Consider the following 21142-nt stretch of genomic DNA (forward strand, 5'->3'; position numbering starts at 1 on the left):
CATCAGTGGCGCATGGCGAATGACTCCTGGTGAGGTGATGAATGCGGCATTGTAAGAGCGACGGCGGCGCGGGCGCAAAGGTAAGGCTATGCCTGCTCCCGCCGCGCGCCACAAGCGCCAGTCCGTCCCGACAGGATCATGGTGCGCTCGTAGTCTTCCGCCAGCAAACGCATCACATCGGCCACACCCTGCGCGCCGCCGCAAGCCAGGCCATACAGCGCGGGCCGCCCGATGAATACGGCGCGCGCGCCCAGAGACTGGGCACGCACGATGTCCGCGCCGCTGCGCACGCCGCTGTCCAGGAATACCGGGATGCGGTCGGCGACCGCGTCGACGATCCCGGGCAGCACGCTGATCGACGAAGGCGCGGCATCCAGTTGGCGGCCGCCGTGGTTGGACACGATGAGGCCGTCCACGCCATGCCGCGCCGCCAGGACGGCATCCTCGCGATGCAGCACGCCTTTCAACAGCAAGGGGCCATCCCACAGGCTGCGCAGCCAGCGCAGGCTGTCCCAGGTCAATGAACGGTCCATGCTGCGCGCAAGCAGGGATGCCTGCACTTCCATGGACAGGGATTCGTCGGCGTGTGCAGCCAGGTTCACGAAGCGCGGCGGGCCACCGCGCAGCATGCGCAGCGCCCACCCGGGCCGCCGCGCCACGTCCCAGGCGATCCGAGGCGTGATCCGGAACGGCATGGAAAAGCCGTTGCGCACATCGCGCCAGCGCCTGCCGCCCACCGGCACGTCAGCCGTCAGGACCAGCGCACGGTAGTCCGCCGCGCGCGCCCGCCGCACGAGCTGTTCGGCCAGCCGGCGGTCCTGCATTACATATAGCTGCAGCCATTGTTCGCCGCCGCCAGCGATGGCGCGCACGTCCTCGGCCCGCTGGTTCGAGGCGGTGGACTGGACAAACGGCACGCCCATTTCCGCCGCCGCCCGCGCCAGCATGCCGTCGCCGCCGGGGCGGATCACGCCATTCAGGCCGGTGGGCGCCAGCGCAAACGGTTGCCGCCAGACCGATCCGTACACCTCAACCGAAGCGTCGACTTCTCGGGTATCCCTGAGCACCCGCGGCGTCAGCCGGATCCGCTCGAAGTCTTCCCGGTTGGCCCGCAGGCAGGTTTCGTGCTCCGCGCCCCCGTCCACGAACTCGAACACGAAACGGGGCAGCACCTTGCTGGCCCGGTTTCGGTAATCCTCCATCGTCAACAGCACGCCGCACCTACTGCAGGGTGATGCCGCGTTCGCGGATGATCTTGCCCCAGCGGCTGTTCTCGCCCGCCACGAAGCTTGCCATCTGGTCCGGCGAACTGAACCAGGGTTCGACCGCGATGTTGGCGTAGAAATCGATGACCGCCTGCGTCTTCAGCGCCGCCGCCAGCCCCTGGTTCAACGCGTCCACGGTGGCGCGGGGGGTGCCGGCGGGAACCAGCATGCCCTGCCACGCGAACGCCTCAAAATCCTTCAAGCCCTGTTCATGCAGCGTGGGGATGTCCGGGAAATTCTTCATCCGCTGCGGGCTGGCCACGCCCAGCACCTTGAGCCTGCCCGTCTTCATCTGAGGCACCACCGTGGAAGCGTCCATCAAGGCGAAGGACACCGCGCCTGCCATCAAGTCCGTTACCGCCGGCGCGCCGCCGCGGTAAGCGACGTGCGTCATTTTCAAGCCGGTGCGCTCGCGGAACAGTTCGGCGGCCAGGTGCTGGGGAGAGCCCACGCCGGAACTGGCGAAATTGGCGCTGTCCGGATTGGCGCGCGCCCATTGCAGGAACTCGTCCAGGTTGCTGGCCGGCACCTTGCTGGAGACCACCAGCAGTATCGGATAGCGGGCATACAGGCCGACCGAGACGAAGTCCCGGGCGCTGTCGTAAGGCAGGCTGGCGAACAGATGCGGATTGGCCGCCAGGGTGGCGAAGTCGCCCGTGAAGACGATGTTGCCATTGGCGCGGGTATTGGCCACATAGGCCGCGGCGATGTTGGTGGCCCCGCCCGGCTTGTTGCTGACGAAGAAACTGCGCCCCATCTGCGCGCCCACGCTTTCGGCCAGCTTGCGCGCAATGGCGTCGGAGCCCCCGCCCACGGGATAGGGATGGACCCATTCAATGGGCTTGTCGCTGGCCTGGGCCCAACAGGCCGCCGCGCCCGAGCCGGCCGCCAGTACAAACAGCGCTTTCAGGAACAAACGTTTCTGCATGCCGCTACTCTCCATGTGTGTATGCCGCGCATGTCCCTGCTCAGTTGCCGACCGCGGGACAGGCCGTATTGGATGGAGAGAGTGTGAGGCCGCTCCTCATTCCTGAAAATTGTTATTTAGCGCATAAGTCATTACATTTCGGTATGGCATACAACCTCAATGAATTGCGCGCGTTCCTTGCGGTGCTGGACGAAGGCTCACTCGGCAAGGCAGCGGACAAAATGAACCTGACGCAACCCGCTCTCAGCCGCATCGTCAAGCGTCTTGAAGCGGCTGTCGGCGAACCGCTGTTCGAGCGGCATTCCGGCGGCATGCGCCTGACGGCATACGGCAAGGCCCTGGCGCCGCACGCGCAACTGCTATGCCGCGAAGAAAAGATCGCTCGCGATGAAATGAACCGCATGCGCGGCCTGGCGACAGGCGCGCTGCGCCTGGGCGTCACCGCGGGCGCGTCCGCCCTCTTCATCCCCAAGGCGCTGGAGGCGTTCCTGGCTAAGTGGCCTGGCATCGCCATCGATGTGGTCGAGGGGATCTGGGACGAATTGGCTACGGCGCTGGACAGCTATCAGGTCGACCTGGTAATCGCCCCGGAAGCGCCCGAGACCAGCAGCATCGTGTCTGCGCGCAACTGCGCATGGCAAGAAAGCATGAACGTCGTCGTCGGCGCCGGCCACCCGCGACAAGGCGACGCGGCGGTGAGCATGGAGGCCTTGCTGGAAGAGCGCTGGTGCTTCGTGCCGCAACGCACAGAGCCGCACAACCGGCTCATGTCGCTGTTCAAGGCCCGGGGCCTGCCCGCGCCGACCATCGCGGTTTCCAGCACGTCGATTCCGCTGATCAAGAGCCTGGTCGCGTACTCCGGCTTCGTGAGTTGGCTGACACGACCCATGTACGGCGCCGAACTCAAGGCCGGCCTGATCCATGAACTGCGGGTGGACGGACTGGACCATGAGCGCAGATTTTCAGCCTACCATCGGCGTGTAGGCATACTGCCGGGGCCGGCCCTGCGCTTCCTGGAGGAAATCAGGAGGCTGGCGCGGGCAGGCGCGCCAACGTAGCCGCAACGCTCGTCACACCAGCGTTTCCAGTTCCTTGGAGGCAGCACGCGAAACGCGCTGCCCTTCCTTTGCGGCGTTGACCTGCAAGGCCACGCGGGCCACGTCCATGACCTGCTCGACCTGCGGATAGCCGCCCTTGGCCTGCAACCACGCCAGCACGTCCGCCAGGTGCCAGATCGAGGTGCTGCCCTCGTGGACCGGCAGCGGAAAGCTGTCCGGATACGCCAGCATCAGCTTGCGCATGTTCTGGCGGGAAACCCCGACGATCTCGGCCACATCGGTCAAGCCCACCAGATCGGGCGCGGCCTCGATCAGCTTCGCGGTTGGAACCGCGCGCCTGACGTCTCCAAGGGCCGAGCGCACCGCGGCTTCCGCGCTTTCAGATTCGCGGGTGAACGCTAGCGCAATGCGCCCCGGCAGCCCGGTGCCAACCAGGGCATCGTCGCAACCGGCCGCACCCAGGCGTTCGACCAGCGCATCGATGTCGTGATCGACGTCCGCAAGCTGGTACTTCAAGGTAAAGGTGTATTCCATCGCACTACTCCCATGCGCCGCCGTCTGCTTCGGGCAACCGGCGGTGCGCACTACAGTTGTTTACGACGCGCCGCAAGGCGCGCGCATGATTGCCGGGGTTCTTCGGGGTGCTCCAGATGCTGGTGATGCAGAATTCGCCACAACGGCAGTCCGCCAGATTGCTGGGGCAATAGATCCGCCCCCAGGCATGGCTGCCGCCAACTTCCACGCGCCAGCCGCATTCTTCGGCAAGGCGCAGCGCTGCCTCTACCTCTTTCTTGGGATGGGACGGACGAGCCATCATTGGTATCCAGTATGAAGACATTCAAACAGGTTGTCAATGGACAACCAGACCACAGCTTCAGGGATGCCAACAGCGCCGGATGTCGTGGATGGACAGCGTCCTCCGTGGCCGCCGGCCCTGAAAGCCGACGTTGCAGCTTATCGAGGGCACTCGCGGGAACCAAGGCTGAATCCGTCTGAGAAACGGACGAAAGGACTGGAATGGCTTGCGGGTTCTACCATTGCGGCCCATCTTCGGGCCGCGCGCTCACCAGAGGATGATCTGCGAACAACGGAACAGCGACAGCTTGCGGCCGCTTGCGTCGACCACGGTCGCCGACCAGATCTGGGTGGTGCGGCCCATGTGTTCCGCCACCGCCTCGACGGTCAGCACGCCTTCCCGCGCGGTGCCCAGGAAGTTCGATTTCAGCTCCAGCGTGGTGAAGCCCTTGGCCCCTGCGGGCAGATGCGCCAGGGTGGCGTAGCCGGCGCAGGTATCGGCCAGCATCACCTGCGAGGCTGCGTGCAGATAACCATTGGGCGCCATCATCCACGGCGCCACCGTCATTTCCATGGACATGCGTCCTTCCTCGATGGACAGCGGCCGCACGCCGAAGGTGTCCGGCAGCGTGCCGCGCTGGCGTTCGAAGAGACTTTCTATGGTTTCGGGGGAGCGCAGCATTGAATGTGTCCTCTGTACAGGTTGTCGAGAATCAGGAAGGTACTACCGCCGGCGCTTGCCCGCCATCAGCGCGGCGCATCCGAGCGCCATGCACGCGAAGAACAAGCCCAACTGCCACGCGCTCGGGCCAAGGCCCCCGTTAAGGCAAAGGCCGCATCGCGGCCAAGGGAAATGGAGGCATGCGTGCGCATGGTTCGATGAGGTCCGGCTGTCGATCGGGTTCAGGGCCGTTCCAGCACCGTGGCGATGCCCTGGCCGCCGCCTATGCATTGCGTGGCCAGCGCATAGCGCCCTTGGCTGCGCGCCAGCAACGCCGCAGCCTTGCCGGTGATGCGCGCGCCCGTGGCGCCCAAAGGATGACCGATGGCCAGGCCGCCTCCGTCGATGTTGACGCGGGCCATGTCCAGGCCCAGCTCACGGACGCAGGCCAGGGCCTGCGACGAGAACGCCTCATTTATCTCCACCACGTCCAGGTCGGCCGCCGCAAGCCCCGCGCGCGCCAGCGCCTTGCGCGTGGCAGGTATCGGACCTATGCCCATGACGGCCGGGTCCACGCCCACGGTCGCGAAACTGCGGATGCGCGCCAGCGCCTCCAGGCCGTGACGCGCCGCGAAGCCGTCGCTGGCAACCAGCACCGCCGCCGCGCCGTCGGTCAGCGGCGACGAGGTGCCCGCCGTGACCACGCCATCGGCGCGGAACGCGGGCTTGAGTCCCGCCAATGCGTCCAGCGTGGTACCCGGACGGATGCAGCCGTCGGCATCGACCACCTCGCCGTCCGGCAAGCGGATGGGCACGATCTCGGCCGCCAGCAAGCCCTGCTCGCGCGCCGCGGCGGCCTTGCGGTGGGATTGCAGCGCCAGCAGTTCCTGGTCGGCTCGGCTGACGTTCCAACGCTGCGCCACGTTCTCCGCCGTCTCGCCCATGGAGAGGTAGGCGTCGCTGGACGCCTGCAGCTCGGGGTTGGGCGAAAAGTTGAAGCCGCCCTGCGGCACCATCGTCATCGACTCCACCCCCACGCAAAGAAAGGCCTCGCCCATGCCGGCCTCGATCTGCGCCGCCGCGATGTGCACCGCCTGCATCGACGAACCGCAGAAGCGGTTCACGGTCATGCCGCCCACCTCCAGGGGCAGGCCGGCCAGCAGGCCGACGATGCGCGCCAGATTGTTGCCTTGCGCGGCTTCCGGATAGGCGCAGCCCAGTATCACGTCCTCCAGCAACGCCGGATCCAGGTCCGTGCGCCGCAGCAGGCCCTGTACCACCTGCGCGGCCAAGGTATCGGGCCGCAAGCCGGCCAACCGGCCCTTGCGGGCAAAGTGGAAAGGCGAGCGCGCATAAGCGGCTATGACTGCTTTCATGGTTTCAGCTTCCCAGGAGCAGGCTCAGACCGCGGCCGCGTAGCGCTGCGCAACGGTACTGCTGGACAGGTGCCCCGCCATGGCCAGGCGCGCGGCTTCGTAGGCGTCCCATTCCTCGCCAGCGTGCAGCGAGGGGATGGAGACCTTCTCGCCGCGCGCGAAGCCCAGCAAGGCGGCATCGACCAGGTCTTCGGCGCGCATCACGATGCGCTGGTCCAATGTTTCCACCGGCCGCCCGCCGATGGCCCAGAAGTCCGTGGCCGTGGCGCCGGGCAACACCGCCTGCACCTGCACGCCGGTCCCGGCCAGCTCGTGTTGCAGCGACTGGCTGAACGCCAGCACGAACGCCTTGCTGCCGCCATAGACGCCGTTCAGGACTTCGGGCGCAAGCGCCACGATGGAAGCGATATTGATGATGGCGCCCCGGCCTCGCGCGACGAAGCCCGGCACCGCCGCATAGGTCAGCCGCATCGGCGCGGTGACGTTCAGATCGACCATGCGCGTCATCTGCTCCACGTCGCTTTGCAGCAGCGGCGTATGCGTGCCGATGCCGGCGTTGTTCACCAGCAAGGCAATGCTGGCGTCCTGGCGCAGCTGGTCTTCGACGCGGGCCAGCGACGCGCGGTCGCCCAGGTCCGCCGCCAATACCTCCACCGCGCGGCCGCTGCGGGTGCTGATGTCGCTGGCCAGCGTGTTCAAACGCTCGCGGTTGCGGGCGACCAGGATCAGGTCGTAGCCCTGCTGCGCCAATTTTTCCGCGTACAGCGCGCCGATGCCGCTGGATGCGCCCGTGACGAGGGCGGTGCCGGGTTGGGTTTGTGCCATGTTGGGACTCACAAAGAGGGGTTGCGATGGGAGCCATGTTGCGGCTTGCAGCGCATGGCGTAAATGACGTATATAGTCGTAAATAAGGACATCAACGCTGGACATATGCGGGGCCAGAACCCGCCAGGACGCCCCCATGCACCGCATCGGTTACATACTTCCCGAAGGCTTCCAAATCATCGGCCTGGGCACGCAGGCCGTATTCGAACTCGCCAACGCGGTGGCGCGCGAGCCCTTCTACGCCGTGGAAAGCTACGCCCTGGACGGCGCGGTGCGCGCCTCGGCGGGCCTGACGGTGCAGGCCCGTCCGCTCACCGCCCGCAGCCAGGCCGACACCTGGCTGGTGGCCGGCGTGCTTTCGCCCCTGTCCAGGCCCGTCTCGCCCGAACTCCCCCGGCTGCTGGAGAAACTCGCGCCACGCTCGCGCCGCGTCGCCGGCCTGTGCACCGGCGCATTCTTGCTGGCCGAAGCGGGCTTGCTGGACGACCGGCGCGCCACCACGCACTGGTACTGGGCCGACGCCTTGCAGCAGCGCCACCCCCGCGCGCAGGTCGAGGCCGACCGCATCTACGTCGCCGACGGGGCGGTCTGGACCTCCGCCGGCATGACGGCGGAAATGGACCTGGCCTTGGCGCTGGTGGAGAAAGACCTGGGCGCGGAACTCGCGCGCGCGGTGGCGCACCGGCTGGTGATGCATCAGCGCCGCTCGGGCGGACAGTCGCAGCATTCGGAAATGCTCAGGCTCGCGCCCAAGTCCGACCGCATCCAGCAGGCGCTGGAACATGCCCGGCGCAACCTCGCCCAGCCGCTGAGCGTGGAGGATCTGGCCCAGGCCGCCAGCCTGAGCCCGCGCCAGTTCAGCCGTGTATTCACGGCCGAAACCGGCCAGTCGCCCGCCAAGGCCATCGAGGGGCTGCGACTGGAAGCCGCCCGGCTGATGATAGAAAGCAGCCGGCATCCGCTGGAAGTGGTGGCCAGGGAAACCGGTTTTCGCGACCGCCGCCACTTGCGCGAGGCTTTTCTGCGCGGCTTCGGCATGCCACCGCAGGCGGTGCGGCGCGATGCGCGCACCAGCCCTCCCGGCCCCTGATCGGCGCCGGATACGCCGCGGCCCCGGCCTGCGGTCCAGTACAATTCGCGTTTGGCGACGTTGTGCTCGCCCATTTATCTGGACCAAAGATGTTGCGACTGTCTGAAATCAAGCTGCCGTTGAATCACACGCCCGAAGAATTGCCTGCCGCGATTCTCAAGAAACTGGGTGTAGCGGCCAGCGATCTGCGCGGCTACACCGTTGCCTCCCGCAGCTATGACGCGCGCAAGAAGCACAACATCCTGCTGATCTACACGCTGGACGTCGACGTCGAAAACGAAGCGGCGCTGCTCAAGCGCTATCACGACGACCGCAACGTCAAGCCCACTCCCGACACCGAATACAAGTTCGTCGCCCAGGCGCCCGCCAACCTGAGCAAGCGCCCCATCGTCATCGGCACCGGCCCCTGTGGGCTGTTCGCCGGGCTGGTCCTGGCGCAGATGGGCTTCAAGCCCATCATCCTGGAACGCGGCAAGGCCGTGCGCGAACGGACCAAGGACACCTGGGGCCTGTGGCGCAAGCGCATCCTGAACCCCGATTCGAACGTGCAATTCGGCGAAGGCGGCGCCGGCACCTTCTCCGACGGCAAGCTGTACAGCCAGATCAAGGACCCCAAGCACTACGGCGAAAAAGTGCTCAAGGAATTCGTCCTGGCCGGCGCGCCCGAAGAAATCCTGTACGTGAGCAAGCCGCACATCGGCACGTTCCGTCTGGTCGGCATGGTGGAAGTCATGCGCGACACCATCACCAAGCTGGGCGGCGAAGTCCGCTTCTCCAGCAGGGTCGAAACGCTGCATCGGGAAAACGGCCGCGTCACCGGCGTGACCCTGGCCGGCGGCGAGCACATCGAGGCCGACCACGTCGTGCTGGCCATCGGCCACAGCGCGCGCGACACCTTCCAGATGCTGCACGACCAGGGCGTGTTCATGGAAGCCAAGCCCTTCTCGATCGGCTTCCGGATCGAACATCCGCAGTCGCTGATCGACCGCGCCCGCTTCGGCCCCAACGCCGGCCACCCCATCCTGGGCGCGGCGGATTACAAGCTGGTGCATCATGCCAGCAACGGACGCTCGGTCTACAGCTTCTGCATGTGCCCGGGTGGCACCGTGGTGGCTGCCACGTCCGAACCCGACCGTGTCGTCACCAACGGCATGAGCCAGTACTCGCGCAACGAGCGCAACGCCAACGCGGGCATCGTGGTCGGGATTTCGCCCGAGGTCGATTACCCCGAACATGTGCTGGCGGGCGTGGATTTCCAGCGCAAATGGGAATCCCAGGCGTTCGAGCTGGGCGGCCGCAATTACAGCGCACCAGGCCAACTGGTCGGCGATTTCATCGCCGGCCGGGCCTCGACCGAATTCGGCTCCGTGCAGCCCTCATATACGCCGGGCGTGCACCTGACCGACCTGGCCGCCGCGCTGCCCGAATTCGCGATCAGCGCCATCCGCGAAGCGCTCCCCGTCTTCGACAAGACCATCAAGGGTTTCGGCATGCACGACGCCGTGCTCACCGGCGTCGAAACCCGCACCTCGTCGCCCATCCGCATCAAGCGCGACAACGAGACCTTGCAAAGCCTCAATACCCAAGGCCTGTTCCCGGCTGGCGAAGGCGCGGGCTATGCCGGCGGCATCCTCTCGGCGGGCGTGGACGGCATCAAGATCGCCGAGGCGGTGGCCTTGAGCATCATGAGCCAGCAGGGGTAAGCGTGCCGGGCCCGGCACGGGCCCGCGAAATGCGCCTGCTGAACCCCGCCGCTTGACCTTCCCATCGTGTCAAGCTTGAAACTGACGCCATCGTATTGCCCCGACTGCCTCGTGTACCGCAGCGGGCCAGGCGCATTTTCGAAAAGGGTTCCGCCATGCAGCAAGCAACGCTCACGCCTCGCCAGGCACGCCTGTCGTATTTCTGCGCCTTCGCGTTCATCGCTGCAATGGTCGCGGCCGCCGCCGTCTGGAACGATCGCGAGATCGTGCTGCCCGAGATCGCCGCCATGGCAATCGCCTTGTGGGTCTACCGCGAGCCCGGTTGGATGCGCCATCCCGAGAAGATCTTTCTTTGGCCCACGGCAACGGCCTTGATGGGCTTCGGCATCAACCTGCTGGCCATACCCTATACCGCCAAACTGGCGCTCGTCCTGGCGGCGATGCTGCTGTTCTTCCTGCTGCTGCGCTACAGCTTGGCGCCTGCGCTGGCCACGGGCTTTTTGCCGGTGGTGACCAACGCCACCGAGCCGTCATTCATTGCCGCCATTGTGGTCAGCACCCTGCTACTGATGCTGGGCGTGATGCTGGGACGGCTGCGCGCCAGCACGGATCGCACCGCTTCCGTCCAGCCCAGGCTGATGGCCGCCTATGCCGCGATCATCCTGGCCGGAATCGGCCTCGCCGCGCTCGCCGGCAATACGCACCTGGCCGTACTGCCGCCAGTGGCCGTGGTGGTGTACGAGTCCCTGCACATGAAGATGTACTCGTGGCGCATGCTGTTCAAGCAGACTGCGGTGCTGACCCTGTCGGCCGCTGTCGGCGTGGCGCTGTATCTGATGGTCGAGGACTGGATGACGGTGGTCCTGCTGGACCTGGCGCTGATGTGGCTGCTGCTGCGCCTGTTCGAGATGCGCATGCCCGCCGTGTACGCGTTTCCGCTGTTGGCCTATGTCTTCCCGCGGGACGCGCTGCCGCAACTGCCCGCGGCGGCGCTGCTGGTTTCCTTGTTTTCCCTGACCTTGGTTATGGCCTATCGCAAGCTGCAAAAGCCGGCCATGGCGCTGGAGCGTCAGCCCCAATAGCGCCAAAGCCCTTGCGGCTCACAGGCCTGGGGCATGGCCCAGGCCTGGCACGGCGGGTAGTTGTCCCTAGCCGCCACTTTGCGGCTTGGCGCCCGGCGTCGGCACCCTGCCCGCCCGCATCTCGGTCGTCGTCACACCGCCGAAACCCCAGTTGTCCGTGTCGATTTCCTCGATCACGACGTGCGTCCACTCCGGCGGCTTGTGCAGCACGCGTTCGAGCGTCTCGGTGACTTCGCGGATGACTTGCGCTTTCTGCTCGGCGGTAACGCCATCGCGGGTAATGCGGATACTGACGAACGGCATGACTTTCTCCTGGTTGAAGTGCCTGTGCCCGTCGCCACGCCGGAGGTCGTTCTCAATCCAGCTTGGGATCAGGAAACGGCAGCTTATCCTGGGAAACGCTGGGCTGCGCTTTCCACTTGCCGTCCTGCTTGTAGAAATCCATCTGGTTCTCGCTGACCGCAGCCCCCAGGGTCACCGCGACCGTGCAGGCGACCTGGCCCGGATAGGTGGCGTCCACCGCAGGGATGCAGGTTCCCAGCTTGACCTTGGACGGCCGCGGCATGCCCGTGTCCGCCAGCATGTCGACGATCGCATCCGTGGCTTCGGGAATGGAAGGCAGGACCAGATCCTGGGCCCGGGCCATGCCGCCCATTCCCAACAATGCAACCATCGATGCCACGGAAATCAAGGGCTTGAACATGCGCCAGCTCCATCAGAATTGAGACTCGCGGAGCTTAAAGGAAGCGGCCCTTTGTCACCGTAACAGAGCGCTACGCGACTATTCCTAAGGCAGCATCTGAGGGTTGTAGACCACTTCCCACAAATGCCCGTCCGGATCCATGAAGTAGCCCGCGTAGCCGCCATAGAAGGTATCGCCTGCGGCTTTGACCACGGTGGCGCCCGCGCCATTAGCCTGCAGCATGACCGCGTCCACCTCGGTTTTGGAACGCACGTTGTGTCCCAAGGTGAATTCAAGAGAGCCGCCCGGCCGCAACGCAATGCCCGTGTCGGCAGCCATGCTCGCGCGCGGCCACACGGCCAGTTTCACGCCATTCTGCAAGTCGAAGAACGCGACCGCGCCGTGTTCGAACTCCTTGCCGATGATGCCCTCGGTCGACAGCCCCAGCCCATCGCGATAGAAAGCCACCGATTTTTCCAGATCATCGACGCCCAGCGTGATGACCGTGATTCTTGGTTCCATGAGCTGCTCCGAAAGTGAGTCCGACTGCCAGAATAGCGCGCGCGGGAATGCGCGGGCCGCAACGCCGGGCGGGAAGCAACGCCTCTCAGTAATCCCTCGCCTCGTCGAACCAGCGCTGCGCCTGCTCTTCGCTTACGCCCAACCGTTCGACCAGGGCAAGCTGGCTGAACTGCCACACCGCCTCGCCGATGTCTTCGCGCTCCATGGTCTCGATGCCCTTCATGCCATTGAAGTGGCTGGCGAAGGCAGAGATTGCGACTTGGACCTCGGCGGGATTGCCGGCGCTTTCCAGCGCCGCCTGCGCCTTGTCATAGGCGGTGTTCGCCGACTTCGCCATGCGGCTGCTCCAGCCCGAGAATGGCCGGCCGTATTCGCTCTGCCACCACTCCTGCTTGCGCAGCTTGGAGACGGAGCTGTAGCCGCCCCAAGCGCGGACCTTCGCCCTCGCCGTCATCTGTGCCTTCAATCGCTTGCCCGCCGCTTCGTCGACGTTGAAGGCGATGAACCTGTCCAGCAGAGGCCAGCTGGCCAGTTCCGGCAACCCGGCCAGATCGGGCATGTAGCGGATCTCCAGACTCGTCAGGCGCGACAACCGGGCCAGCGCCCCGCAGTCGCTGAAGCTGCCCCAAAGCGACAGGCTCTCCAACTGCGGAAAGCGCTCGATCCCTTGCAGTGATATGGCTTGTCCCAGCGGCGCGCCGTGCAACGTCAGCGCAGTCACGTTCTGCAGCGGGCCGAGGTCGGGCAAGGCATAGGGAGCTCCGACGGCCCGGCGTCCCAGCGCAGGCTGCAGCGACAGCATGTCGGGCAGCGGCCCCGCCACGGTAATGCGCGTCGGGTCGCCAAACAGCCCCAGGTTGCGGACCTGGGGCAGTCTGGCGGCTAGATGCCCTGACACCGCGTCCAGCCGGATATGCAGCGTCTGGATTCTTGCCTCGCCGGCGTCGATGGCGCGCCTGTCCGAAAATGCCGGCGCCCAGCTGAACTGCTCGATCTCGCGGCCTTGCGACCAGCCGAAGAAGCCGCTGTCGTTGCCGTAATAATCGATGTGGCGCGGCCATGCCGAGCCGGCAGGCGTGGAGAATGGATCGAACACCGCCCAGTTGATGGCGTCTTCGCCAGCCACGTGCAGATCGGCCTTCTCGCCCATGCAGGCCGGACCGATGATCAGGTTGCCGCGGCCTGCTTCCCTCGCGAAGACATGGCTGCCCGGCGCGATCAGACTCACCTGATACTGCCCTGCTTCGCTCACCGAGCCCGCCGGCTCGCCGGACACGTCTGTGGGTACGGACACGCTACTCTCCTTTTGCTCGGCGGGATCCGCTTGTCGCCATCCCGTCCATTCATTGACGTCTACGCAGGCTCGCCATCCACCCGGAAGAACAGCGCAGTCTGCCCGTTCAGGCCCGCATCCAGGAACTCGAACTCGACGCGCCTGCCGGGTTCGACCACGTCGCCCAGGTATTCGACCCGATACATCACGCCGCCGATGCGGTAATTGTGGACCAGCGAGACAATCGAGGAGTTGGGGCTGCGCAGCCGGTAGACCACGGCCTCTTCGACCACGCCCCGCACGCCGTGCTTGTAGAGTCCCCGCTGCAGCTTGCGGCTGCGCATGCCGAACAGCATCCCCAGGATCGCAAAGATCGCCGCGACGAACAGCAGCGGCGGCAAAAACAGCCCTCCCACCAGCGGCACAAGGGCAAAGATCAGCATGAACTTGCGCGCATCCAACTCTTCCCTGCGCACGGCCGCACGGTCGGCATCGCTGATTTCCTCGACAGCGACCAGGGACTCCGCGCTCATGGGGTACTCCGCCCGCAACAGCACGGGAGGCGAGTCTGGCTGCAGGGTCAGCAGGTGCAGGCGCACGGGCAGATCCGTCAGGCCCACGGCCGTCGCGGGCCCGTGTCCGCTGCGAGTGTCGCTGGCGATCTCGTTCCAGAACGGCAAGGCGGCCTCCACGCGCTGCTCGCCGAATCCGTAGCACACGCCCGGCGTCGAGGAGCCCGGACCAAACGACGTCAGCCGGCCTGAAACGATCTGCTTGGCCAGCCGTCCCTTCAACGCCCGGTCGAGGCTGCGCCAGCCTCGCGGAATGCGCAGCAGCTTGCGCCCGAAAAACACCGCCAGCGCTCCCATCACCGCAATGCCCGCCAGCAGTACCGCGCCTCCGCCGACATCCAGCGCGCGCCACTCGGACAGACCGAGCACGACAAAGGTCAACACGGAAAGCGCCAGCAGCAGCACCACGAAGACGCCGAACACCGCCATCAACCGTCTGCCGCGCGAGCATCTGCGCAGCAGCAGAATGTCGTCCTCGGTGAGCGGAGCATCTTCTATTTGCAGGGTCTGCTTCATGCGTTGATCGCCGCCTCCCGGACTCAATAGGTTCCGATGGGAACCTCTATCTTCAGCGGCGCGCCGCCCTTGGCCGGACGCAGACTATACGTGTACACGCCGCCATCGCCATCAGCGAGCGCCGAATCCTTACGCTCCACGGCATAGCGCTGCCCGTCGATCTCCAGCGTGCGGACGGCGACGGCGACGGCGTCGGCATGGTCAGGCACCAGCAGCCCGCCCACACCGTCTCCCGCATCGGCGAACTCGTAGTCGCGCAACTCCCCATCAACCCGCAGCAACTGCACCCGCGGCCGGTAAGGCGCCGCGTCCAGGTTCCAGCCATTGGTCAGGTCGGTGACCCAGGGGCCCGGAATGTCATAGACGCTGCCCAGTTGCTCTTCCGACACCTCGGACCCTACCACGACCAGGCAGCACACCACCTTCCCTGCGCGGGAGTCGTACACCGCCCAGTTGCTGCCGATGGCCGCGACGCCGGGCAGCATCGAAAAATGGAATTGCCGGTTGAACTGGCTGTCCGACACCTGGCGCCAGCCTCCAATATTGGGCGCTGGCGCAGGCGATTGCGCCTGGCTGGCCATTGCCATCAGGACGCCTGCGGCCAGGGCGCCGGCTCGGAGCAATAAACGTATCATCTCGGTGCCTGTCGTGGGCTTGTGGGGATCATCGGACTGGAGCCTTGCGCCGGCATAGTACCAGTGCCGGCGTTGCCGCCATGGCATGCGCGCCGCCGGCCTGCCGGCCGCGCGCGAACTTCGCTACTATCGACGCATGGCTCATCTCGTTCCTCCCTCAATCGCCCCCCAGGTCGCAGCGGCCAGCAGCCTCATCGAACGACATCTGGGCGCGGGCCTCGTCGCCATCCACCTGTTCGGTTCCGCCGTGGACGGCGGGCTGCAACCCCATAGCGATATCGACCTGCTCGTCACCGTGACCCAGCCGCCGGACGAAACCGTGCTGCGCGCGCTGGCCACGGCGCTATTGGCGATCTCCGCCCCGCCCGGTTCATCGCCCGACTTGCGCGCGCTCGAAGTCACCGTGCTGGCGCTGGAACACGTCGTGCCTTGGCGCCACCCAGCCAGGCGCGAACTCCAGTTCGGCGAATGGCTGCGAACCGATCTGATGACGGGCGTCGTGGAACCGCCCATGATGGACCACGATCTGGCCATCCTGCTCACCAAGGTCCGTGGCCACAGCACCCCTATCGTCGGCCCTGAGGCCGCCCAGTTGCTCCAGGCCGTCCCTCGCGCAGACCTGAGGCGGGCACTGCTGGACACCGTCGCGCAGTGGAACACGCCCGAGGACTGGGCGGGCGACGAAAAGCACATCATCCTCGCGCTGGCGCGCATCTGGTACACGGCCGTCTCCGGGGGCATCGCCTCCAAGGACCAGGCGGCTGCGTGGCTGCTGGAGAGGTTGGAAGCGCCCTACCGCCCCGTCCTGAGCAAGGCGCGCGCGATCTATCTGGGACTAGAGGAAGACGATCTGGCGCAACGGCACGCTGCCGAAACCGCGGCATTCATTGCCCACGCCCGCGCCGCTATTGAAGGACTGGCCGGCAGCCGATAGCCCTGGAACACATGAACGGCCTGCTTGCCAGCGCGGATGCGGCGGGCAGCCTTTCAGGCATCACGGCTTCAGGTCGATTTCCATGCGCACGAAATCGCCGCGATACGTCACTTCGCCCAGGTAGATGACGCGGCGGTCCGGTCCGGTGAACACGCGCCGGACTTCCGCCACCGGCGCATTCACATTGATGCCCAAATGCCGCGCCACCTCGACATCGGCGGTCGAAATGGTCAGCACCTGGCGGGCAGAGACGATATCCACCGAGGACATCCCCATCAGAATGGGGATGACGGTTTCCTTGCGAAAGCGCGCAGGGTGCTTGGCAAAGATGGCGGCGTCCAGGTAGATGTTGATGACGCAGTACGGCTGCCCATTGCGGGCGTGAATGCGCCGCATGAAGACATACTTGTCCGCCGCGACGCCGTCCGAATCGTTCAGCAATGGCGTGCGCGTGGACTCATCGATATTGAGGATGGTCGGGTGCGTATCCCGATAGACGCTGGACAGGTTCTCGAGCGTGGTCTCGACACGGAACCAGCGGTTGTCCTGGGGCGCGCCCGTCACGAAGGTGCCGCGCCCCCGCTGCGGTGAAAGCAGTCCGTCGCGGGTGAGCCTTTCGATCGCCTGGCGCACCGTGACCTTGGCCACGTGGAACTCCTCGGCCAGCGCGTCCAGCGAGGGCAATTTCTCGCCGTTCTTCCACACACCCTTCAGGATCCGCTGCCGGAACAGATCCGAAAGTTGAACGTAGAGAGGGGCTTGGGCAGTGTCGAGAATCATGGCGTCAAAGTGTCCGCGACTATATCACGCGCCTGCGGCCGGGCCGCGCCGCGCGCGTCTTCCAGGATCAGCGCGGCGCCCTTCTCGCCGATCAGGATCGCGGCGGCGTTTGTGTTTGTCGACACCATGCGGGGCATGACCGAAGCATCGACGACGCGCAAGCGCTCGATCCCGCGCACGCGCAAGCGCGCATCGACCACAGCCCCGTCATCCCCGCCCATGCGGCAGGTGCCGGCGGGATGGAACACGGTGCCGCCCTTGTTGCGCGCGAATTGCTCCAATGCGGCGGCGGTCGTGACATCGTTGCCCGGCAGGTACTCCACGCCGGTCACCAGATCGCGGAACGACGGCTGGGCATAGATGTCGCGCAACATGCGCAAGCCCGCGACCAGGACCTTCGCATCGCGCGGCTCGGTCAGATAGTTCGAGACGATGCGCGGCGATGCCAATGGATCCGTGCCCACGATCTCCACGGTGCCGCGCGAATCGGGCCGGCATTGCGTCGCCGACGCGGAGAAACCGGAAAACCGGTGCAACGGGTCGCCGGGCTTGTCGACCGACAGCGGCATGACATTGAAGAGAATGTCCGCCCGGCCGCCGACCGCGTGCTCGGTCGCCGCCAGTCCCCCCACCTGGCCCGCGCCCACCGTGAGCGGTCCCCTGCCCTTGAAGAGCCACTGCGCTCCCATGCCCGCAAGGCTGAGCGGATTGCGCACCGCGTCGTTGAGCGACATGCGCCGCTTCAGCTTGACGATCACGCGCGCCTGGTAATGGTCCTGCAGGTTGCGGCCGACTTCCGGCGCGTGCGCCGCAACCGCGATGCCGTGCCTGGCAAGCAGCGCCGCATCGCCCACGCCCGAAAGCTGCAGCACCTGGGGCGATTGCAGCGCGCCCGCCGCAAGCACCACCTCGGCATCCGCCATCGCACGCTTCAATTGGCCCTCTTGCACCCACTCCACGCCCAGCGCCCGGCCGCCTTCGATCAGGATGCGCGTGACATGGGCGCCGGTTTCGATCACCAGATTCGGACGCGACCGGACCGGATACAGGAAGGCGGTCGCGGCGTCGCAGCGCCAACGGCTGCCGAGGGTCAACTGGTAAGGTCCCACCCCTTCCGATTCGGCGCCGTTGAAATCGTCATTTCGCCGGCAGCCGGCCTCGACTGCCGCTTCCACCCACGCAGCCGTGTAGGGATGTTCATTGCGCAGATTGGAGACGCGGAGTTCGCCGGCCCCCCCGTGGTACTCGGACTCGCCCCCGTCGTAGCGCTCGGATTTCTTGAAATACGGCAGCACGTCCCGATAGGCCCAGCCGGTCGCGCCGAGATCGGCCCAGTCGTCGTAGTCCTCATGTTGCCCGCGGATATACAACAAGCCGTTGATCACGCTAGACCCGCCCAGCGCCTTGCCGCGCGGCCACAGGATGGTGCGATCGCCGGTCTCGGCCTGGGCTTCGACCGGGAACAGCCGGGAGAACCGCGGATCGTAGATGGTCTTGAAGTAGCCCACCGGCAGCTTGAGCCAGAAATTGTGCGCGGCCGCTCCCGCCTCCAGCAGCAGCACGCGCACCGCAGGATCGCGGCTGAGCCGATTGGCCAGCACGCATCCGGCGGAGCCGCCGCCAATGACGATGTAGTCAAAGCCCGTCCCAGCCGGAATGCTCATGCCTTGATCGCCTCCAGATAGGCTGAAGGATCGAAGTAGCGCGACGCCGGAACCGGATTCGGAATGTTCCCGACCTGCGCGAAGAAGTCGGTCACCTGCTGCAGCCAGCGGGTCACTGAACCGTCTTCGTACTTGGTGCGCCATTCGGCCGTGGAGAAATACTTGGCCTGCTTGAACTGCGCCTTGAACTCGGCCAGCGGCACGTCCTTGTACTGTGTCTTCTGCAGCGTCTCCACCGCGGCATCCGGGGTTTTCACGATGGCGTCGTTGGCCTCGCCCCAGGCGGCGATGAGGCTGCGGATGGCCGGCTTCTGGGCTTCGTAGAAATCGTTCCTGGCCGCCCATCCGCCCATGATCGCCGCCTCCGGATAGAACGCGGAAGCGTCGATCAGCATGCGCGCATTGGACACCTTGGACCGGACGATCGTGTCGAACGGCACCCACAGCGCGACCGCGCTGACCGCGCCGGAGACGAACGAAGTCACGGCGTCGGCCATGCGCTGGTTGACGATCTGCACGTCCTTGCCCGGGTCCAGCTTGGCCGCGCGCAAGGCCCGGTCCAGGAACACATGGGCGGTCGTGCCCGTGGTCGTGGAGATCTGCTTGCCCTTCAGGTCGGCCACGGTCTTGATCGACTCGTCGCGGACCCAGAGTTGGGCAGTGCCGTACTCGATGTCGTTCACGAGAAAGACCTTGCCCTGGCCTCGGGCTGGAAAGTTCGACACAACCGCGCCGGTGGCCAGCACATCAAGGCTGCCGCCTATCATGGCCTGGAAGATTTCCAACCCCGTGGTGAAGACGATGGGCTCCAGTTCCAAACCATGCTTGGCGTAGCTGCCCATCTGCAAGCCCAGCCACAAGTGGCCGTCGACGGCGGGCGTATGCAGGTAGCCTACGCGCAGTTTCTTGCGCGCCTGGCCTATGGCGGGCGCCGCGATCGCTGCGATGGAAGCGGCCATGCCGGCCTTGAGTAAGGTTCTGCGGTCGAGCTTCATGGTGTCTCCTTGTGGTGGGGCTGCTGACGCAGTCTCAATCGGTCGGCCGGACGGATTGGCGGGCCTGGGCTTCGTACTCGAACATGACCAGCTCCCGGATCTCGCGGCTCAGCTCGACGAAGCGCGGGTCCTCGTGGACCCGCTCCGATCGGGGGTAGCCGAAAGGCACCTCTATCACCTTGCGTACCTTGGAAGGCCTCGCCGTGACCACGACGATCTTCGACGACAGGTAGATGGCCTCTTCCACCGAGTGGGTGATCAGCATCACCGTCTTGCCCTCGGTCTGCAGCACTTCGAGCAGCAGGTCCTGCATCGCGGTCCGGGTCTGCGCATCCAGCGCGCCAAAGGGCTCGTCCATCAACAGGAACTGGGGCTTGACGGCGTAGGCTCGCGCGATTGCCAGCCGCTGCCGCATACCGCCGGACAGGTGCTTCGGGAAGTGATCGGCGAAATCGCTCAGGCCCATCAGCTTCATGTAGCGCTGGCAGATCTCGGCGCGCTCCCGCGGGCTCGTCTTGTTGGCCGCGAGCTTCATGCCGAACTCGATGTTGCCGCGCACCGTCAGCCACGGGAAGACGCCATATTCCTGGAAGATCACGCCGCGGTCGGGTCCGGGCGCCGTGACAGGCTGCCCATCCAGCGTCACGGAGCCGGAGGTGGGTTGCACGAAGCCGCCGACGATGTTCATCAAGGTCGTCTTGCCGCAACCCGAGGGGCCGATGATCGACACGAACTCGCCATCCCGGATGTCCAGCGTCACGCCATCCACCACCCTCATGGGGCCTGTGGCCGTGGGAAAGTCCACCGTAACGTTGTCGAACTTGATCCTGACTTCCGGTTCCTGGGAAGGCTTCGGCGTAGCGGTATCCACGCTGCGCAGTTGAGTGCTCATGGTCATGGTCTTGAATGTCCGGGATGGTCTCAGGCGATACGGTCTTGCCACGCGACCAGGCGCCGGCTTGCGGCCCTCAGCGCCAGGTCCATCAGCATGGCGATGAGGCCGATGCAGATGATCCCGACGTAGATCACGTCCAGCTGGAAGAACGAGGAGGCATTCTGGATCAGCGCCCCCAGCCCCTGCTGGGCCGCTATGAGTTCGGACGCCACCAGCGTGGCCCAGGCCACGCCCAGCGCCACCCGGATGGCGGTCAGGATGTGCGGCACGGTCAACGGGACGATGACCTTGATGAAGATCTCCACATCATTGGCGCCCAGCGTCCGTGCGACGCGCACGAAGATCGGGCTGATCTGGGCGATGCCCTCGTACATCACGATGACGCCGGCAAAGAACGAGGCATAGAACAGGATGACGGTCTTGGCCGATTCGCCGATGCCGAAGTAGACGATCACCAGCGGAATCAGCGCGATCGGCGGGAGCGCGCGGAAGAAATTGATGACGGGATCGATGAAGACCCGCAGCCCGCGATACCAGCCCAGGCAAAAACCAACAGGCACTGCCACCAGGATGCCTAGCGCGACTCCGGTGAAAACGCGGCGGGCCGACATCCAGATGTCCAGCCACAGCCGGTCCTTGGAGAGCTCTATGAACTTTTCGACGACCGCGGCGGGCGAAGGCACGAGCGCGGGGCTGACCAGCCCGCTGGCGCGCACCGCCAGCCACAGCAAGAGGATGCATAGCCATGGCGCCGCGATGAGCAGCGGGCGCGAGATAAAGGACGGAAGGCGCATGGTGTGTATAGAGGGTTAGACCTGAGTTGCAATCCGTAAGTGCTGAACATACTATAGACCAGCACTTAATATCTTCATGCCATGACAAACCCTAATA

General features: G+C 65.7%; 23 protein-coding genes. 5 read left to right on the forward strand and 18 right to left on the reverse strand.

The genetic code is table 11. The features are described from left to right. Positions 1 to 86: 86 nt before the first annotated feature. Both ACZ5YA_RS07420 and ACZ5YA_RS07425 read right to left on the reverse strand, forming a co-directional pair. Complete coding sequence (locus ACZ5YA_RS07420) at positions 87 to 1214, reverse strand: alpha-hydroxy acid oxidase (RefSeq protein ID WP_118932179.1); 1128 nt, start codon at positions 1212 to 1214, stop codon at positions 87 to 89. A 7-nt stretch (positions 1215 to 1221) separates the two neighbouring features. Then, a complete protein-coding gene (locus ACZ5YA_RS07425) occupies positions 1222 to 2193 on the reverse strand; it encodes a Bug family tripartite tricarboxylate transporter substrate binding protein (RefSeq protein ID WP_118932178.1) in 972 nt (323 codons plus the stop codon). 143 nt (positions 2194 to 2336) lie between these two features. Between ACZ5YA_RS07425 and ACZ5YA_RS07430 the strand changes: the two genes are divergently transcribed. Then, positions 2337 to 3251 carry a LysR family transcriptional regulator gene (locus ACZ5YA_RS07430; RefSeq protein ID WP_464092282.1) on the forward strand — a complete coding sequence of 305 codons (915 nt, stop codon included), beginning with the start codon at positions 2337 to 2339 and terminating at the stop codon, positions 3249 to 3251. Between the two features lie 12 nt (positions 3252 to 3263). Here the strand turns inward: ACZ5YA_RS07430 and ACZ5YA_RS07435 are convergent, their stop codons facing one another. The 5 genes from ACZ5YA_RS07435 to ACZ5YA_RS07455 all read right to left on the reverse strand — a co-directional run bounded on the left by ACZ5YA_RS07435 (position 3264) and on the right by ACZ5YA_RS07455 (position 6908). Further along, a complete protein-coding gene (locus ACZ5YA_RS07435) occupies positions 3264 to 3785 on the reverse strand; it encodes a helix-turn-helix transcriptional regulator (RefSeq protein ID WP_059373175.1) in 522 nt (173 codons plus the stop codon). Between the two features lie 4 nt (positions 3786 to 3789). Continuing rightward, entirely contained in the window at positions 3790 to 4065 is a 276-nt protein-coding gene (locus ACZ5YA_RS07440; protein ID WP_251879733.1) for a hypothetical protein, read from the reverse strand. Between the two features lie 249 nt (positions 4066 to 4314). Then, positions 4315 to 4728 (reverse strand): PaaI family thioesterase, encoded by a 414-nt coding sequence (locus ACZ5YA_RS07445; RefSeq protein WP_059373177.1) that lies wholly within the window; start codon positions 4726 to 4728, stop codon positions 4315 to 4317. A 221-nt stretch (positions 4729 to 4949) separates the two neighbouring features. Continuing rightward, entirely contained in the window at positions 4950 to 6083 is a 1134-nt protein-coding gene (locus ACZ5YA_RS07450) for a thiolase family protein (protein ID WP_280016224.1), read from the reverse strand. Between the two features lie 24 nt (positions 6084 to 6107). Then, positions 6108 to 6908, reverse strand: a complete 801-nt coding sequence (locus ACZ5YA_RS07455; protein WP_464092283.1) for an SDR family NAD(P)-dependent oxidoreductase — start codon at positions 6906 to 6908, stop codon at positions 6108 to 6110. Between the two features lie 136 nt (positions 6909 to 7044). Here ACZ5YA_RS07455 and ACZ5YA_RS07460 point away from each other — a divergent pair, with 136 nt between their 5' ends. From ACZ5YA_RS07460 to ACZ5YA_RS07470, 3 genes are all read left to right on the forward strand, one after another. Beyond that, positions 7045 to 7998 carry a GlxA family transcriptional regulator gene (locus tag ACZ5YA_RS07460; RefSeq protein ID WP_464092284.1) on the forward strand — a complete coding sequence of 318 codons (954 nt, stop codon included), beginning with the start codon at positions 7045 to 7047 and terminating at the stop codon, positions 7996 to 7998. Positions 7999 to 8087: 89 nt separating this feature from the next. Further along, positions 8088 to 9701, forward strand: coding sequence for an NAD(P)/FAD-dependent oxidoreductase (locus ACZ5YA_RS07465; protein ID WP_059373186.1), 1614 nt, complete (start codon positions 8088 to 8090; stop codon positions 9699 to 9701). Between the two features lie 155 nt (positions 9702 to 9856). Next, positions 9857 to 10783 (forward strand): hypothetical protein, encoded by a 927-nt coding sequence (locus ACZ5YA_RS07470; RefSeq protein ID WP_464092285.1) that lies wholly within the window; start codon positions 9857 to 9859, stop codon positions 10781 to 10783. Between the two features lie 66 nt (positions 10784 to 10849). Here the strand turns inward: ACZ5YA_RS07470 and ACZ5YA_RS07475 are convergent, their stop codons facing one another. From ACZ5YA_RS07475 to ACZ5YA_RS07500, 6 genes are all read right to left on the reverse strand, one after another. Beyond that, on the reverse strand, positions 10850 to 11086 hold the full coding sequence (locus ACZ5YA_RS07475; protein ID WP_047351050.1) for a tautomerase family protein: 237 nt from the start codon (positions 11084 to 11086) through the stop codon (positions 10850 to 10852). A 52-nt stretch (positions 11087 to 11138) separates the two neighbouring features. Further along, complete coding sequence (locus ACZ5YA_RS07480; RefSeq protein ID WP_052952275.1) at positions 11139 to 11486, reverse strand: hypothetical protein; 348 nt, start codon at positions 11484 to 11486, stop codon at positions 11139 to 11141. Between the two features lie 84 nt (positions 11487 to 11570). Continuing rightward, positions 11571 to 11987 carry a VOC family protein gene (locus tag ACZ5YA_RS07485; protein WP_047351049.1) on the reverse strand — a complete coding sequence of 139 codons (417 nt, stop codon included), beginning with the start codon at positions 11985 to 11987 and terminating at the stop codon, positions 11571 to 11573. A gap of 85 nt (positions 11988 to 12072) precedes the next feature. Continuing rightward, positions 12073 to 13281, reverse strand: a complete 1209-nt coding sequence (locus tag ACZ5YA_RS07490; protein WP_464092286.1) for a hypothetical protein — start codon at positions 13279 to 13281, stop codon at positions 12073 to 12075. A gap of 59 nt (positions 13282 to 13340) precedes the next feature. Further along, complete coding sequence (locus ACZ5YA_RS07495) at positions 13341 to 14348, reverse strand: hypothetical protein (RefSeq protein WP_464092287.1); 1008 nt, start codon at positions 14346 to 14348, stop codon at positions 13341 to 13343. 23 nt (positions 14349 to 14371) lie between these two features. Next, positions 14372 to 14983, reverse strand: coding sequence for a hypothetical protein (locus tag ACZ5YA_RS07500; protein WP_464092288.1), 612 nt, complete (start codon positions 14981 to 14983; stop codon positions 14372 to 14374). Positions 14984 to 15119: 136 nt separating this feature from the next. Here ACZ5YA_RS07500 and ACZ5YA_RS07505 point away from each other — a divergent pair, with 136 nt between their 5' ends. Further along, positions 15120 to 15917, forward strand: coding sequence for an aminoglycoside adenylyltransferase family protein (locus tag ACZ5YA_RS07505; protein WP_118932193.1), 798 nt, complete (start codon positions 15120 to 15122; stop codon positions 15915 to 15917). A 60-nt stretch (positions 15918 to 15977) separates the two neighbouring features. Here the strand turns inward: ACZ5YA_RS07505 and ACZ5YA_RS07510 are convergent, their stop codons facing one another. The 5 genes from ACZ5YA_RS07510 to ACZ5YA_RS07530 are packed head-to-tail and all read right to left on the reverse strand — an operon-like array spanning position 15978 to position 21045. Continuing rightward, positions 15978 to 16697 carry a GntR family transcriptional regulator gene (locus ACZ5YA_RS07510; protein ID WP_118932169.1) on the reverse strand — a complete coding sequence of 240 codons (720 nt, stop codon included), beginning with the start codon at positions 16695 to 16697 and terminating at the stop codon, positions 15978 to 15980. Then, positions 16694 to 18361 (reverse strand): GMC family oxidoreductase, encoded by a 1668-nt coding sequence (locus ACZ5YA_RS07515; RefSeq protein ID WP_464092289.1) that lies wholly within the window; start codon positions 18359 to 18361, stop codon positions 16694 to 16696. Before ACZ5YA_RS07515 ends, ACZ5YA_RS07510 begins: the two co-directional genes overlap by 4 nt. Further along, entirely contained in the window at positions 18358 to 19356 is a 999-nt protein-coding gene (locus ACZ5YA_RS07520; protein ID WP_464092290.1) for an ABC transporter substrate-binding protein, read from the reverse strand. Before ACZ5YA_RS07520 ends, ACZ5YA_RS07515 begins: the two co-directional genes overlap by 4 nt. A 34-nt stretch (positions 19357 to 19390) precedes the next feature. After that, a complete protein-coding gene (locus tag ACZ5YA_RS07525) occupies positions 19391 to 20248 on the reverse strand; it encodes an ABC transporter ATP-binding protein (protein WP_464092291.1) in 858 nt (285 codons plus the stop codon). A gap of 29 nt (positions 20249 to 20277) precedes the next feature. Next, entirely contained in the window at positions 20278 to 21045 is a 768-nt protein-coding gene (locus tag ACZ5YA_RS07530; protein WP_059373204.1) for an ABC transporter permease, read from the reverse strand. Between the last annotated feature and the right edge of the window lie 97 nt (positions 21046 to 21142).

The sequence above is a fragment of the Achromobacter sp. JCM 18799 genome (assembly GCF_055395645.1).